This window comes from Vibrio sp. THAF64, assembly GCF_009363455.1.
GTDB classification, from domain to species: Bacteria; Pseudomonadota; Gammaproteobacteria; order Enterobacterales; family Vibrionaceae; genus Vibrio; species Vibrio coralliilyticus.
The window spans coordinates 174,259-188,460 of record NZ_CP045357.1; the positions used below are offsets into that span (position 1 = coordinate 174,259).

General features: G+C 48.0%; 8 protein-coding genes. 2 read left to right on the forward strand and 6 right to left on the reverse strand.

From position 1 onward, the window contains the following. Positions 1-14 precede the first annotated feature (14 nt). The 4 genes from FIU99_RS25570 to FIU99_RS25585 form a co-directional block, all read right to left on the reverse strand. Positions 15-2,162, reverse strand: a complete 2,148-nt coding sequence (locus FIU99_RS25570) for a type I secretion system permease/ATPase (protein ID WP_152472708.1) — start codon at positions 2,160-2,162, stop codon at positions 15-17. Next, entirely contained in the window at positions 2,162-3,550 is a 1,389-nt protein-coding gene (locus FIU99_RS25575; RefSeq protein WP_152472709.1) for an HlyD family type I secretion periplasmic adaptor subunit, read from the reverse strand. Before FIU99_RS25575 ends, FIU99_RS25570 begins: the two co-directional genes overlap by 1 nt. Continuing rightward, the gene (locus FIU99_RS25580) at positions 3,547-5,667 is read right to left on the reverse strand and encodes a type I secretion system permease/ATPase (RefSeq protein WP_152472710.1); all 2,121 of its coding nucleotides are present in this window, start codon (positions 5,665-5,667) and stop codon (positions 3,547-3,549) included. The genes FIU99_RS25575 and FIU99_RS25580 overlap by 4 nt, the downstream gene beginning before the upstream one ends. 1,015 nt (positions 5,668-6,682) lie before the next feature. Then, positions 6,683-7,594, reverse strand: coding sequence for a LysR family transcriptional regulator (locus tag FIU99_RS25585; RefSeq protein WP_152472711.1), 912 nt, complete (start codon positions 7,592-7,594; stop codon positions 6,683-6,685). 130 nt (positions 7,595-7,724) lie between these two features. On the opposite strand from FIU99_RS25585, the gene FIU99_RS25590 reads away from it, so the two are divergent. Beyond that, positions 7,725-8,393, forward strand: coding sequence for an SDR family oxidoreductase (locus FIU99_RS25590; RefSeq protein WP_043011762.1), 669 nt, complete (start codon positions 7,725-7,727; stop codon positions 8,391-8,393). A 156-nt stretch (positions 8,394-8,549) separates the two neighbouring features. Then, positions 8,550-9,179 carry a GrxB family glutaredoxin gene (locus FIU99_RS25595; RefSeq protein WP_043011761.1) on the forward strand — a complete coding sequence of 210 codons (630 nt, stop codon included), beginning with the start codon at positions 8,550-8,552 and terminating at the stop codon, positions 9,177-9,179. Positions 9,180-9,296: 117 nt separating this feature from the next. Here the strand turns inward: FIU99_RS25595 and FIU99_RS25600 are convergent, their stop codons facing one another. Further along, positions 9,297-9,776: a hypothetical protein gene (locus FIU99_RS25600; protein ID WP_043011760.1), complete on the reverse strand. Its 480-nt coding sequence runs from the start codon at positions 9,774-9,776 to the stop codon at positions 9,297-9,299. A gap of 531 nt (positions 9,777-10,307) precedes the next feature. Then, positions 10,308-13,826, reverse strand: coding sequence for an AAA domain-containing protein (locus FIU99_RS25605; RefSeq protein ID WP_043011939.1), 3,519 nt, complete (start codon positions 13,824-13,826; stop codon positions 10,308-10,310). Positions 13,827-14,202: the final 376 nt, after the last annotated feature.

Sequence of the window (14,202 nt, forward strand, 5' to 3'; positions counted from 1 at the left end):
CGATGGCGTGCCGATTAAGCATCGGTCTGTAACTGCCATAACCGAGCGTACGTGCCATGAACGGCAAGCAATTCTTCGTGACTTCCTTGTTCCACTATCTGGCCATCATCAATGACCAGGATCCGGTCTGCGTAGCGCAGAGTATTGAGACGATGAGCGATACTGATGACCGTACGCCCCTTTGTAATTTGATCCATGTTTTCCATCACCGCCGCTTCGGATTCATAGTCCAACGCGCTGGTCGCTTCATCTAAAAGCAAGATATTAGGGTCCGTCAGCAAGGCACGGGCGAGCGCGATGCGCTGTCTTTGTCCTCCAGACAAACGCGCGCCTTTTTCTCCGACTTGTGTTTGATAGGCCTCAGGTAACTGAGTAATGAAGTCTTCTGCCCCGGCTAATCGCGCCGCCTCAATCACGGCGTCATCGGAAGCCTCTGGTCGGCATAGGCGAATGTTGTCTGCAATCGTCCCTGAGAAAAGTAGGCTATCTTGTAGCACCACACTCATGTTACGCCGCAGCGCCGCAGGGTCGGCGATCGCCAAGTCAATACCGTCGACCATGACTTGCCCATGCTGGGGAATATACAGACGCTGCAACAATCGGGTGACGGTGGACTTTCCAGAGCCAGAAGGGCCGGTAATACCAATGAATTCGCCAGGTTTGATGTCAAGATTGAGATTACTTAACACCTCTTTGCTATCTTGGTGATAGCGGAACCGCACACCAGTAAAGGTCACGCCGCCCTGTAAATGGGGAACCGAAGCCAACCCTCCCGTTCCGCTCTCACTTTCTTCATCTAGAATGTCGCCCACTCTGCGCAACGAAATCAGCGTATGTTGAAAGTCCTGCCAGACCTGAGCGAGGCGTAAAATGGGTTGCGTTACATGGCCTGACAACATATTAAATGCCACCAGTTCTCCTGGTGTGAGTTTGCCTTCCATCACCAGATTGACGCCCCACCACAACAAAGCGGCCGCCGTCATTTTCTGGATAAGGCCAATCCCTTGCCCGGCCCAAATGCCGACGATTTTGGCTTTAAAAGACGCGCGAACAAAAGCGGCCAACTGTCGTTGCCAGCGATGGAGGAAATCCGCTTCGGTTGCGCTGGTTTTGATGGTTTCAATCCCAGTCACCGATTCGGTTAAAAAAGCCGTGTTATCCGCGCCGATTTCATACTCGCGCAGCACTCTGGCACGCAATATTGGTCCAATCGCCAGCCAAAAAACGAAATAGATCAGCAGTGAGCCTAAGACCAGCCACGTCAATTCAACCGCGTAGGAAAACATCACCGCAATAAATAAGCCGACAAAGGACAGATCCATGACCATCGTTAACGCCGAGCCCGTTAAAAATTGGCGGATTTGCCCCATTTCCCGGATCCGCGCGATCACCTCTCCGGTTTGGCGCTGCTGAAAATACTGGAGCGGTAGCCCGACCAAATGCTGATACAACCGGCTAGACAGCTCTGAATTGACCTTACTGGCCAGGTTGGCAAACAGCCATGAACGCAAGAACCCATACAAAGGCTCAAACACCGCCAACACCAGCATGGCAAAGCCCAAGACTTGTAAGCTTGAGAGACTTCGACTGACCAACACTTTATCAATGACATTTTCAAACAGCATCGGCGTGACCAAGGCGATCAATTGCAGCATGAGCGACACCAACAAGACATTTCTAAATTGGCCCACATGCTTGCGGACAGAGGGGAAAAACCATGATAAGCCGAAGGCTTGGCGTTTTTGCGGCTCGACATTTTCCGCCAGCAAAATCGTTTGCCCTTGCCAGTGCTGGGCTAATACCTCGATCGGGTAACGGCGAACTTTGTCGTTATGGGGTTGATAAACCGTCACGAACGCGTCATCAACGTCTTGCAAACATAGCCAGCCCTGAGTGGTGTCCAACAGTACAGGTAATGATAAGGCGCTGAGACGTTCCACCGACACGGTCGCCTGTCTGGCCCGAAGGCCTATCCATCGCGCACAGCGGCACAGGTCCTGACTGTCCGCGGCCCCTTCCGCCCGCGCCAGGCGATGAATCAATTGGTTAGGTTCGATCGCGAGTTGGAAACCACGAGCGGCGTGCACTAAGGCGCTGATACCACTGTCTTGGGTTTGCACGACCGGTTCTGGGGGCATTTCGGCCAATTCCGTCACAGACATTATCTCTCCCTCAACGCTTCAGATTGGTATTGCTGAAGTGGGCTTAGCAAATATTCGATCACTCTGCGCTGGCCAGTACGAATTTCGGCGGTTGTGCTCATGCCCGCTTGGAGAGGGATGGCCTGATCTTCGACGGCAATCGTCGAACGGCTCAGTTGAATTCGGGTGGGGAACACCAGTCCGAGCTGCTCGTCTTTGACCGCATCTTTTGACACATGGCCGACCTTGCCAGAGATCGTCCCATAGCGCGTGTAAGGGAAGGAATCGATTTTGATTTCAACGGATTGCCCGGCATGGACAAAACCAATGTCTTTGTTGAGCACCATGACGTCGGCCTCGAGCAGGGCATCGTCTGGGACAATCACCATCAGTTGCTGAGCCGGTTGCACCACGCCCCCTTTGGTATGCACAGCCAGTTGCTGAACCACGCCATCAACCGGGGCTCGTAATCTCTGCAGTCGTTGCTTCTCGCCCACTTTGATGAGCTGCTGCTTCATGACCGCGATTTCTGAGCGAACGGAGTTCAACTTGTCGTAATATTCACGACGTGTTTTCGCGAGGAAACTTTCGCGACGTTCAACCAAGCTCTGGTATTCGGCTTTGAGCACCGCCATATCGGCATGTTGTTGTGACAGTGAGCGTTCTAGCTCCAATCGCTCTTTTTCCTGCTCTAGCAGTTCTATTTTGGGTAAGAGTTTATGTTCAGCCAGGGCAGTTCTGGCTTGCAACCGAGTCTGAATGTTCGCCGAGAGTCGTTCTAACGATTGAATATCGTCACTTCGTGCCTGCTGATTCGCCCTATTGACCGCCATTTCCCCATCAATACTGGCCAAATTTGCTAAGACTTCGTTCCACACACTTCGCAAATGCGCTTTGGCCAATTCCGCTTGGCTAGGCGAGATATTTGCGGGTGGCTTATATTCCTCTAACGGCGTATCGGTCAGAAGCGCTTCCAATCGGGCTCGCTCTAACTGACGATACCTCAGCTGCGCTTCGAGCTCTTTCCATTCGGCTTCCACACCAATGGGGTTGAGGTCGATCAATACCTCACCCGCTTTGACTCTCTGACCATCTCGCACTCGAATACGTTGGATTTCGCCCGCTTCCAGCGATTGAATGATTTTCGAATGACTCGACACCAGCAATCTGCCCGTGGCATTGGCATGAATGTCCAACCGTCCGACAATGGACCATATCAGCCCAATCACAAGCAGCAAGGTTAACGCCAGGGCGGTACGTCTTGCCCAAGGCACAGGGGGTCGCTCAACGATCTCCAAATAACCGGGCTGGAAATCATGCTCGTCTCGGGTGTAACTGGCCTTGGGGGCGCTTTTCCGCTCTCGTTGCCAAGCGCGCATCGCCGTTTTAATGTGTTGACGTAGACTCATAACGCGTCCTTACGCAGTTCTTGTTGGAGCTGCCACAGCTTCGAATAGCAACCGTCAAGGGCCAACAATTGCTCATGTTTGCCTGATTCCGTGATTTGGCCTTTTTCGAGCGTGATGATGCGATCACAATGACGGACCGTAGACAGTCGGTGCGCCACCGTCACCACCGTTCGCCCCGATGATATTTCCGCCATATTGGCTTGGATCAGGGCTTGAGATTCATCGTCGAGCGCACTGGTCGCCTCGTCAAAGATCAAAATACGCGGATCCCCCATTAAGGCACGGGCAATCGCCAGACGCTGCTTCTGCCCTCCTGACAATGAGCTTCCCGCCTCCGCCAAGACAGTGTCATAGCCTAATGGGAGCTGCAAAATAAAGGCATGCGCTCCGGCCAGCTTGGCGGCATGAATGACGTCTTCCAAAGAGGCGGCTGGGTGTTTAAAAGCAATGTTTTGACGGACGCTCAGGTTAAACAGATAGTTTTCTTGGAGTACCACCCCGATATTGCGCCGCAAATAACCCGGCGCTAGCTGGCTCAACGGGTGTCCATCAATAAGAATGTCGCCTTCATCTGCCACGTACAGTTTTTGCAGTAAGCGCGTTAACGTACTTTTGCCTGATCCTGATGGCCCGACAATACCCAGTGTTTCTCCCGGCTGAATGTGCAGCGACACGCCATCAAGTACAGGCGCCTGATCGGGTTGATAGCGAAAGACCAGATTGCGCATTTCTATTTCACCGTTGATCGCGGTGTTGGGTTGATGGTTACCCATTTCTTGTTCGACGGGGAGATTGAGGATATCGCCCAACTTGTCTACAGCGACTCGGGTCTGAACGAACTGCTGCCATAGATCGATGAGTTTCGCGATCGGCTGACTCACATGAGACACCATCATATTGAACGCTATCAGTTGACCAATGGTGAGCTCCAATGAAATCACCATGTTCGCGCCAAGCCAAATAACGACGACGCTCGTGGTCTTTTGCAACACCATGACGCAATGACTGACAAAGCTATTCAAGGTTTGGGTGTGAAAGCCCGCTTCGACCATATCGGCCGTTTGCGCTTCCCAACGTCTCATCATTCTCGGCTCGACCGCCAAGCTCTTGATCGTTTCGGCGCCACTGACCGACTCATTCAAAAAGGAGGTATTCTGAGCGGCCGTTTGAAATTGCTTTTCAATACGCTGCTGTAAAGGGCGAGTACTCAGCCAAGCCAGCAGAAAATACAAGGGAAGTACACCCAGTACTAACGCCGTCAATGGCAAAGATAGCCAAGCCATAACCGCAAAGAAAACGACGGTAAACACCATATCAACGCATAACGTCAGCATCGACCCGGTTAAAAAATCACGAATGCTGTCCAGCTCTTGTACTCGGGTGATGATGGCGCCCACCTGACGGTGTTTGAAGTAGGCCAGTGGCAAGCCTAGAAGGTGTTTAAATAGCTTCACTCCCAGCACCACATCCATGCGGTTAGTGGTATGCGCAAACAGGTATTCACGCAGCCCTTTTAAGATCACTTCAAAAACACCGACCACCACTAACACCACGACCAACACATCCAGTGTGGACAACGCTTTATGCACGAAGACTTTATCCATCACCACTTGAAAAAACAGCGGGGTCGCTAGCGCAAGAAACTGCAGCATCAAAGAAAACAGGAGGACTTCACCAATAAGATGACGATGGTGAACAAAAGCGGGGATAAACCAGGACACATCAAACCGGCTCCCGCCTGTTGTATTTAATATCACTTCCCCTGACCAACGCGCTTTTAATTCTTCTCTCGAGATTATTTCTGGGGAAGCCGCATCAGGAGATTGAATTAACGCTTTCTCTGTCGATAGGTTGGCCAGAACCACACTGCCATAGTTTTTATCGAAATAAACAATGGGCAAAGGTATTTTCTCAATATTAGAGAATCTAACACGCTTTAATGTCAAACTAACGGTATTAGCTTGATTAAATTCAGTGATTAATTGGCGACAATTCGATGCGGATAATTGTGACTTATTTTGATTAATTTCTTGTCCTGTTAAATTAAAAAGTAAATTAAAACAGGTAATAAGCGATTCACACTCAATACTATCCCATTGTCTATTAGACTTCCTCATTTACACGTACTCGGACCCCATCCGGAGTAGAACGCTTCTCCCTTTTATCAGCGAACTAAGCTCACAGAACCTTAACTCAACGAGACTTCCATATCTCAACGACCTTATGTCACGAAAAGCCTGCCAATCGAGTACGATGAGACGACTGGTTGTAGCCTAAGTGGTGCGGGTATACAGAAAACCAACCGTTATCTGTACACGTAGAGCAAAAGACTAGTTATATTTACTCTCGCTCAACACAAGAAACTTCAATAAACCAAAAACAATAGAATGAGTTAACCAAAGCAATGCGTGTATAAAAAATAACCAGCAAATGCGTATAATTACAAGAATTAAAAATGGGTATATTTAAAAAAATTTGAACTACATCAAGATTAATTAACCTTGTTATTTATTAAGATTAACCTGATAAAGAAAGTTCTAATTAACCTTGAGTGATTACACTACAAAAATCAAAAACGGCAATTATTTAAATACTCTAAACTTTATAATGATTTAAAAAAGGAACTAATTTAAATATCCTAAACTTTATAATTAATCAAGAAAGAAAACCGCTTAAACTTTATAATGAATTAATTATAAGAGAGAGGGTTTATAAGCGCTAGGACACCCAAGACAATGCGTGCCTTCCGATGCCAGGTAACCATCCGCTATCACAACCATGACTCCCAGTTCCCCCACATGGCTTTATGTATTCTTATCCTGTGCCGTTTTCTGCCCTTGAATAAGAACAGTGTAAGGCTTACGCCAAATTTGATAATTGGGTAATTTGTGAATTAACTATTTATCTCAGCCGAATAATCGAAAACACATGCACGTTTTCCACACCTGGGCGCGTACCTGCGAACCCCATGTCAGCGTTCACAGCCTGGTGGCAAAAGGCCCTGTTGCTGGCCACGTTGGAGGCCATTCTTTCTTCTTGCTTATCTCTCGTTATTCTCACGATCCACAACGTCACTTAGTTGCCTGAGGTACTTAACCCAAACTCTGGAACTGAAAAGCGGTCGACGGCAACCTATTCTTGAAAATGTTCCATCAAAAATTCCAAAAATAAACGAAGTCGCTTGGGTTGATACTGACGGCTCAGGTAAATCACATTCAGATCAGAACCGGATGAAGAGGTCGATGCGTTGAAGTTTTTCATATAGCCATTTAGCACCGTCACCAGACGCTGCTGTTTGATGTCTTCTTGTACATCTAGCATCGATTTCAACGCGATACCCGCCCCATCTAACGCCCATTGACGGATCACTTCCCCATCGTCAGAAAAGCGCTTTGGCACGACGGTGATGATGTTATGTTGGTCTTGATCTTGAAAATGCCATGTTTTCAACTCTTCATTACTGCGAACCATGGCTAAACAATCATGCTGTGCTAAATCTTGTGGCGTGATCGGCGTGCCTTTTCTGGCTAAATACTGAGGCGAGGCGCAAAGGACTCGGCGACTGGATGCCAGTTTGCGCGAGATAAGATTGCTGTCGGCGAGCTCCCCATATCGGATCACGATATCCAAACCAGACTCCGCCAAGTTGGATAAGTTATCATTCAAATACAGATAAGGGATCACATCAGGATAGCGCTGACTAAATTCCGATAATATGGGCGAAATGTATTGCTTGCCAATATCGCGAGGCGCTGAGATTTTCAGTGTCCCGCGCACTTCATTGGTGCCCGTTTGGAGTAAGTTTTCCGTCTCTTGAACGCTGTCAATGATGTCCAGACAGGCCTGATGGTACATCGCACCCGAGTCCGTCAGCGAGATATGCCTGGTACTGCGATTGAGCAATTTCACCCCATAACGCGCTTCCAACGACTGCAATCTTGCCGTTACCGATGCCGGTGATAAGCCAAGCTCTCTGCCGGCCGCGGCCAATCCTTGGTTCTTCACGATGCTGACAAACAGCGTCATATCCGAAAACTTATCCATCTTCCCTCCTTGCGCTTCATTGTTTATCTAAACCGAATAATGAATTTAAATATTACTCAATTATCAGATTCACTCCAATCAATATACTGATCCCATCCGCTGTATTGACACGAGACTGGAGAAACAAATCATGAAAACAGACAAAACCATTTATGTCGTAATAGGGGGCACATCAGGTATTGGGGCTGAACTGAGTCAACAACTTGCCAGCGACAATGCGGTCGTACACGTCGCCAGCCGTAAAACCGGTTTAGACATCAGCGATGAACAATCGGTCTACCACTACTTCGAAGCCCTTGGTGCTTTTGACCACCTTATCGTCACCGCTGGATCTTATGCTCCGGCAGGCAAAGTGGTGGACGTGGACGTATCCCAAGCAAAATGCGCGTTCGATACGAAGTTTTGGGGCGCCATCAACGCGGCTAAACATGGCGCACGCTACATCAAAAAAGGCGGCTCTATCACGCTAACGTCTGGCATGTTAGCGCGCAAAGTGGTGGCTAACACCTACGTCAAAACCGCCATCAACGCGGCGATTGAATCCACCACGAAAGTACTGGCGAAGGAATTGGCGCCGATCAGAGTGAATGCCGTCAGCCCAGGGTTAACCAAAACTGAGGCTTATCAAGGCATGAGCGAGGACGACCGAAATGCCATGTATCAACGCACAAAAAACAGTTTGCCCGTCGGCACAGTGGGCGAAGCGAGTGACATAGCAAAAGCTTACCGACTTCTGATAGAAAACCGTTACATGACCGGCGCTGTGATTGATGTCGATGGGGGCGCACTGCTTTGCTAACACCAGTGGAAATCATTGACCAAAGCCCTTGCTGCGGATGGTGAGCCAAGTCTTGTCGATGATTATCAACAACGCATTCACCTCCTTTCAAGATCATGAGTTGTCCACTCCCCCAGTCGCAACTGGGTTTACCAAGACAATAATGAGGAAAACACAATGAAACTCTACATTTACGAACATTGCCCTTTTAGTGCTCGTGTCCGCTATGTGGCAGGCATGCTGAATATCCAACTCGACGTCATCAATCTTGCTTATGACGACAACACCACCACAACAGATCTGATTGGCACCAAGCAAGTCCCCCTTCTTGTCAAAGACAGCCGTGAAGTAATGGCAGAAAGCCTAGATATCATCGCTTACTTCCTTGAGTTGGCTGAGTCTGGAGAAACCAATCAACCCTCTCAGCCGGTGCTGGACTGGCAAAACATCGCGTTTCTGCCACTGCAAAAGGTGGGGTACCCGCGTTGGTCAACTATGAATTTGCCAGAGTTTACGACGGCGTCTGCGCGACATGCTTGGCGCGTGAAAAAGGAAACGGACGCTCTCAATTTTGATGCGCTTTTGCAAGACACCCCCAAGATAGCCAAAGAGGTCGAAGTGCTCATCGAACGGGCGAAAAGTGTGTTGGATCTCGGGGCCTGCCAGCGTGCAACTTTGGTAGACGAAGCGATCGTATTTTCTATATTGCGAGGGTTCTTCAGTGCCGCAGCCATCCAATGGGATCCCACCGTGAAACATTGGATGGAATCGGTAAGCCACAAAGCCCAAGTCCCCCTGCTCAAGTAAGGAATCGAACAGGCAAAAACTGGTTAGGGACACTGGCACTACCTCTTGTAGAAACCCAGCATTTAGGTCGCCTCACCGGCAATTTTAATCAAGCCCTGAGGCGAACTCGGAGAATGCTCACCCGCTTCGCTTTAACGCCTCAATAAGCTGCTGACATTCATGATTCGACAATGAAAACCACTTCTCGCCTCGCGTGGCAATGTGCACCAGAGTCTGACTGAGCGGATCGGCCACAACCCCAGCCTGCCCGACCGCCACCAGTTCGACCTTCTCGCCGCTGCGGCGGCGAAGCTGAATGATGCGCCGATCAATGTCGCGACTGAGGCACAATTGGTAGGCCTGGCGCGACAAACCGTGCAGCAATCCCACACGAACCGGGGGACGCTTCGTGGGGACGCTCGGCAGCTCCCTTTGTAACCACCGGGATAGCACCCCATACTCCACGGCGGTTTCTAGCCAGGGGCACGGCGTGTTTTCTTGGTGCTTAAGGGTATCAAAGGCGTTGGAAATGTCGCGCAGTTGGCGCGGCTGAGTGGATGTGTGTTGCAAGGCTTGATGACAGACTTGGTCAAGGTGTTCGAGTAGCGCATGGGGCATAGCAACCTCCCAGTGGAAGAACCCACACCACCCAGAGGCTTCAACCCCACTAAAGGGTGGTGAACTGAACAAGGTTAGCACTACCGACCCACAGGTATCGGCCAGCCCGGAAGCTGCCCTGCCCAGCTCACCGTAATGACTGTCCGTAACGCTCGATTAAAGCGTTCTCGACTTACAGATGCGCCGAAACACCACATAGCATGCAGCATGAGACCGCTGATGGCTATGCACCTGTAGCAAAAACGGGGTGCTAATCCCGGCACTGGATGTTGCCAGTGCTTTACTAGGCTAACCAGCCACCACCTTAGAGTCAACGCGCCCACCTTACGATTCTTTTGAACCTTAGCTCATTTTTGGCCCTAGCTTGCCTACCTGATCCCATATCCCTTTGAATTTGTAACCAACACATTTTTGCTCCTTTGTCATTTTCCCTCATAAAATGGCCTGCTCTTCTAACTTCAAATTTTCCACAATAAGAATCATGTGAATGGCATGCTACTCACTTCGGGACAAAAGAGTGACACCTTGTGTCTACGTCACGGGCTGCTTGTTTGTGTTACAGCTTCGGCTATTTAAGAAATCAAGTTGAGTTTTGATCTCCTTCTCTAACTCACCAACATAGATTAATGATGTCTCGATATTGGCGTATTTTCCGCTTCTGCTTGCACTAAACCAATTGAACGACCCCACCGCCATATATCGATCATCAGCAAAAACGCTTTTGCTATGAACACCATTTATCACATTGATAACGATACCAAGCTGTTCCAAGGTCGCACAGCAATGTTGAAACGCTTTTACTTTATTGGTGTCCGGGTGATTTGCGACCGTGGTATTGAAATGTCTGTCGGTGTGTATGGTTACCTGGATACCTTTGTGCAGTGCTGTTTTTAGTAGTTCTAACTGCCCCGTTGATTGCAGTTTTTCGAGCAGTAACCAGGGCGAAACGATATCTATTTTTCGTTGCACTTCCCTCAGCAGCTTTGACAAGAACGCATCGTGCTCTTCGGCATTGGTCAGTAGTTTAGGATGGCCGCATATTTGTAATAAATCGGGGCGTTGGCCAACACTAAACTCAAGCTCATTTCGCTCGTCAGTGAAGAGATATTTGGCGAGTAATCCTCGTGGAGAAGCTGATGGCGCAGCTTCAATGATATCCAAATCACCAAACACCAAGAATGCATCTTTGGCTCGAGAAACAGCCACGTTGAGCATTGACGGATCCATATCGATAAACCCACCATCGTTGTGTCTGGTGTACACCTGGGAAAAAATAACGATTTTGCGTTCAGCACCTTGAAGAGAGTGAACGGTGCCAACGGTTAGTTGGTCATCTTCCTTGCCTGCTTCGATATCGAACTCAGCACACGCGGTCTCGATCTGCTTCACTTGAGCTGAAAATGGAGTAATGATACCCACACACTTGGCCAGTGGTTCGCCGTAGTAATTCTCTATTTCAACTTTATTGGCATGTAGCCATGCAGCGATAGTTTCTGCTTCTAACTTATTGCGTCGACTGCCACTAAATGATTCCGCGATACCGTCGACATGCAAATGACTGAAAGGAGAGTAGAGGCTATCTTTAGTCGCTTGTCCTCGCTTGGGGATCAGGATACCTTGATAGCAAAGGTCATTGCAGTATGAGATTAACTCATCATAGCAGCGTCTATGTTCTTGCAAAAACATTCCAGGCTCAGCTTCTGGCATATAATGAAAGCGGCTAGCTTGTTGTGCTACATGCATCACACTGCCAGTCACTGCACTTCGACCTTCCTCTTGAATGACTGTGTATTCATCATCAGAGCTGATAACCTTATGCCGCTTTAAATTGCCCCGGTCAATTGATGAGCACACATTCCTAATCGGCGGGATTTGGTAAATATCACCAATCACCAACGCTTTTTTGGCCAGTGAGAACGAGGCTGCGGCAACTTCTGGAGCTACTTGGCCTGCTTCATCAACGATCAAAAGGTCGATTTCCTTGAGAAGATAGTCAGTTTCAAATTCGTTATTTCCAACGTGAGACTGGTAAGTCATATGAGAAGGCAGAGAATGGAACGTTGATACAATGCAAGGAGTGAGCATCATTCTACGTTGCCAGCGAGGACGAACCGTTTTCAAGCCTGTTTTCTGGGCCTGCTTGTTTAGCTCTTGGCCCAAACCTCGGCAACTGAGCAGCCAGCACGCTTCCCAGAAATGAACAGCTAAGCGGAACATTCGAAAACGGGTCGTGATATCTAAAGCTGAATCGATGTCGGTCAGTTGTGGAATAGTTTGCTTTGGAGAGTCTTCAGTAAAGCTGTTGATAGAATCGAGCCAATTTAGTTGTGATTGCTCAAACTCTTGATATTGCTTTAACCAAGATTGATAGCGATTTTTTTGATCATCAAAATTGTCTTTTTTACTGGAAAATAGTTGCTTGAGTACACTATCAAATCGATCTGATGACAGACTTTCAATTTGCTCTTCATCGTCCTCAAAAAGATTAAACATGAAACTCCTGCGCTGGAGTTCAAGTTTATTCTTGATGGGCGGTAACCACTTAAACAGAGTTAACCATGTAGATTCATTACCGAGGTAGCTTCGCCACGCAGTTAACCGTTCTTTGGCGTTATCTTTCAATACTTGCGCATTCGAAACGGCTTGTTGTTGATCTGCTAATGTTTGTTGGGGATTGTCCCCCAGCCGAGAATGGATGTCATTTAGTTGGCGGTTGTAGTGATGCCAATTGTTTTGGATGTGATCTAACTGGTTTTGATGTTGGCGCAATTCGGCAAGGAGATACGCTTTAACTTGCGTTACATCAGCAAAATTCTGTTGTGGAAACGCCTGTTTTGCTCTATCCAAATAATGCGCTTGGGCTTGATCGAGAAAATCCAACTGCTCGATTTTTTCATAGAAATGCTTAGTTTGGTAACTTTTGGCAGCTTCCAATTCTCCATACGCCGATGGCAGGTAGCCACCATAGCTAAAAATGTCGGGTATCCATCGGCCTGATAGCTCGTCGTCACCTTCATCGAAGTCTTTACCAAACGCATCAATGATGTTGGTTACTGCTTGATTATTAGTCGATGCCGCAATGATTAATGGTGGCTGACTCTCTTTTAGTGCAGATTCAATCCACAGTGATGCGACTACAGATAGAACAAATGTTGTTTTACCTGTGCCAGGAGGGCCATTTACTGCAAGAATATCACCTTCTTGCATGGCTACCGTATGGGCCAAGGCATCGCATTGCGCTTTAGCTAGCGGGAATTGACTATTTGAGTGGCCAAAACGCAAATTCACTGTCTGAGATACATCAATACATTCATCGTTGTTGGTCACTGTTTTTGCCGCGTAACTATCTAGTAGAGGCAAGGTTGTGCTTGAATTGCTCAGGTTATCGTACAGTTTTAAAATATGCCTTGAAGCTCCCAAGCACTCACTGATTTTGTTGACTAAACCACGACTTTCAATGTCTTCGTAGAACTGCTCGATTCGTTTTCTATCGCAGTAATCAGCAAATAGTTTTTGGGTGAGTCCGTAGTAGTGATTCCAATCTTTTTGATGGTTCTGATACTGCTCTTCTTGTTCGAATTTGGCTGGAATACTTTCAGTAGACTGCGCTGGAATTTCATTTGTTGTCAGGAATTCATCGAGCTTGTCGACGTCAGCGATAGTAAAGGTGTCATTTCCTTGAGGAGCAAGCAAGTCACGAGGTATGAATGGCGTGATGTTGGGAAATAGTCGCCCTTCACGATTGACCCACAAAGAGCAGATAATCGGTGTCAGTACCCCTGGCATATTACCGCTGTAATCTTTGCCATGAACTTTCCGAAGATAATAGGTGACCGGTCGATGATGAATTTGTACGGCGGTTAGGGTATCCGGCTCATTGCGAAACAGATCTTTCAGCAATGTAGAATCAGGTTTAAGCTGACCTTCTTTGAACTCGTCGGTTGTCACTCGCACATAATTCTTCAGTTCTTGCTTTTTTAATGCACCTTTCGCGCTATCGGCATCGGCAAGAGAATTACGCCAATAGTGAATCCAACCCTGATTATTCATACCCAGCCCTTGATATTTTTGCGTTAAGCGTTTGATTTTAGTCGAATACTCTATTACCAATGAAGTGTTTTTTGCTAGAACTTTGAACAATTTCTTACTCGGCGACGTTCGAGCCATACGGATGATGACTATTCGATCTGTCGAAGAATTGGAGGGGTATTAATGTCTATTTCCCAATGCCATATGAATTCAATGATTAACTCAACGAATATTTGGCTAATAGTGACTAATGGATAGATAAAAACTAATGTTTTTGGAGATATTCCTAGCTGCAGGCCTAAATGACTTCTTTTCAGCGACGAGTCAGGGCGAACTACTCTGACTCGCATTTGCCCCCGTTTCTTGTTTCGACTGATTCAACAGCCGCTCAACCAAA

Excerpts from the sequence above, each read along its gene's own strand:
- FIU99_RS25570 (WP_152472708.1), bottom strand. The coding sequence starts at position 2,162 with ATGTCTGTGACGGAATTGGCCGAAATGCCCCCAGAACCGGTCGTGCAA.
- FIU99_RS25575 (WP_152472709.1), bottom strand. The coding sequence starts at position 3,550 with ATGAGTCTACGTCAACACATTAAAACGGCGATGCGCGCTTGGCAACGA.
- FIU99_RS25580 (WP_152472710.1), bottom strand. The coding sequence starts at position 5,667 with ATGAGGAAGTCTAATAGACAATGGGATAGTATTGAGTGTGAATCGCTT.
- FIU99_RS25585 (WP_152472711.1), bottom strand. The coding sequence starts at position 7,594 with ATGGATAAGTTTTCGGATATGACGCTGTTTGTCAGCATCGTGAAGAAC.
- FIU99_RS25590 (WP_043011762.1), top strand. The coding sequence starts at position 7,725 with ATGAAAACAGACAAAACCATTTATGTCGTAATAGGGGGCACATCAGGT.
- FIU99_RS25595 (WP_043011761.1), top strand. The coding sequence starts at position 8,550 with ATGAAACTCTACATTTACGAACATTGCCCTTTTAGTGCTCGTGTCCGC.
- FIU99_RS25600 (WP_043011760.1), bottom strand. The coding sequence starts at position 9,776 with ATGCCCCATGCGCTACTCGAACACCTTGACCAAGTCTGTCATCAAGCC.
- FIU99_RS25605 (WP_043011939.1), bottom strand. The coding sequence starts at position 13,826 with ATGAATAATCAGGGTTGGATTCACTATTGGCGTAATTCTCTTGCCGAT.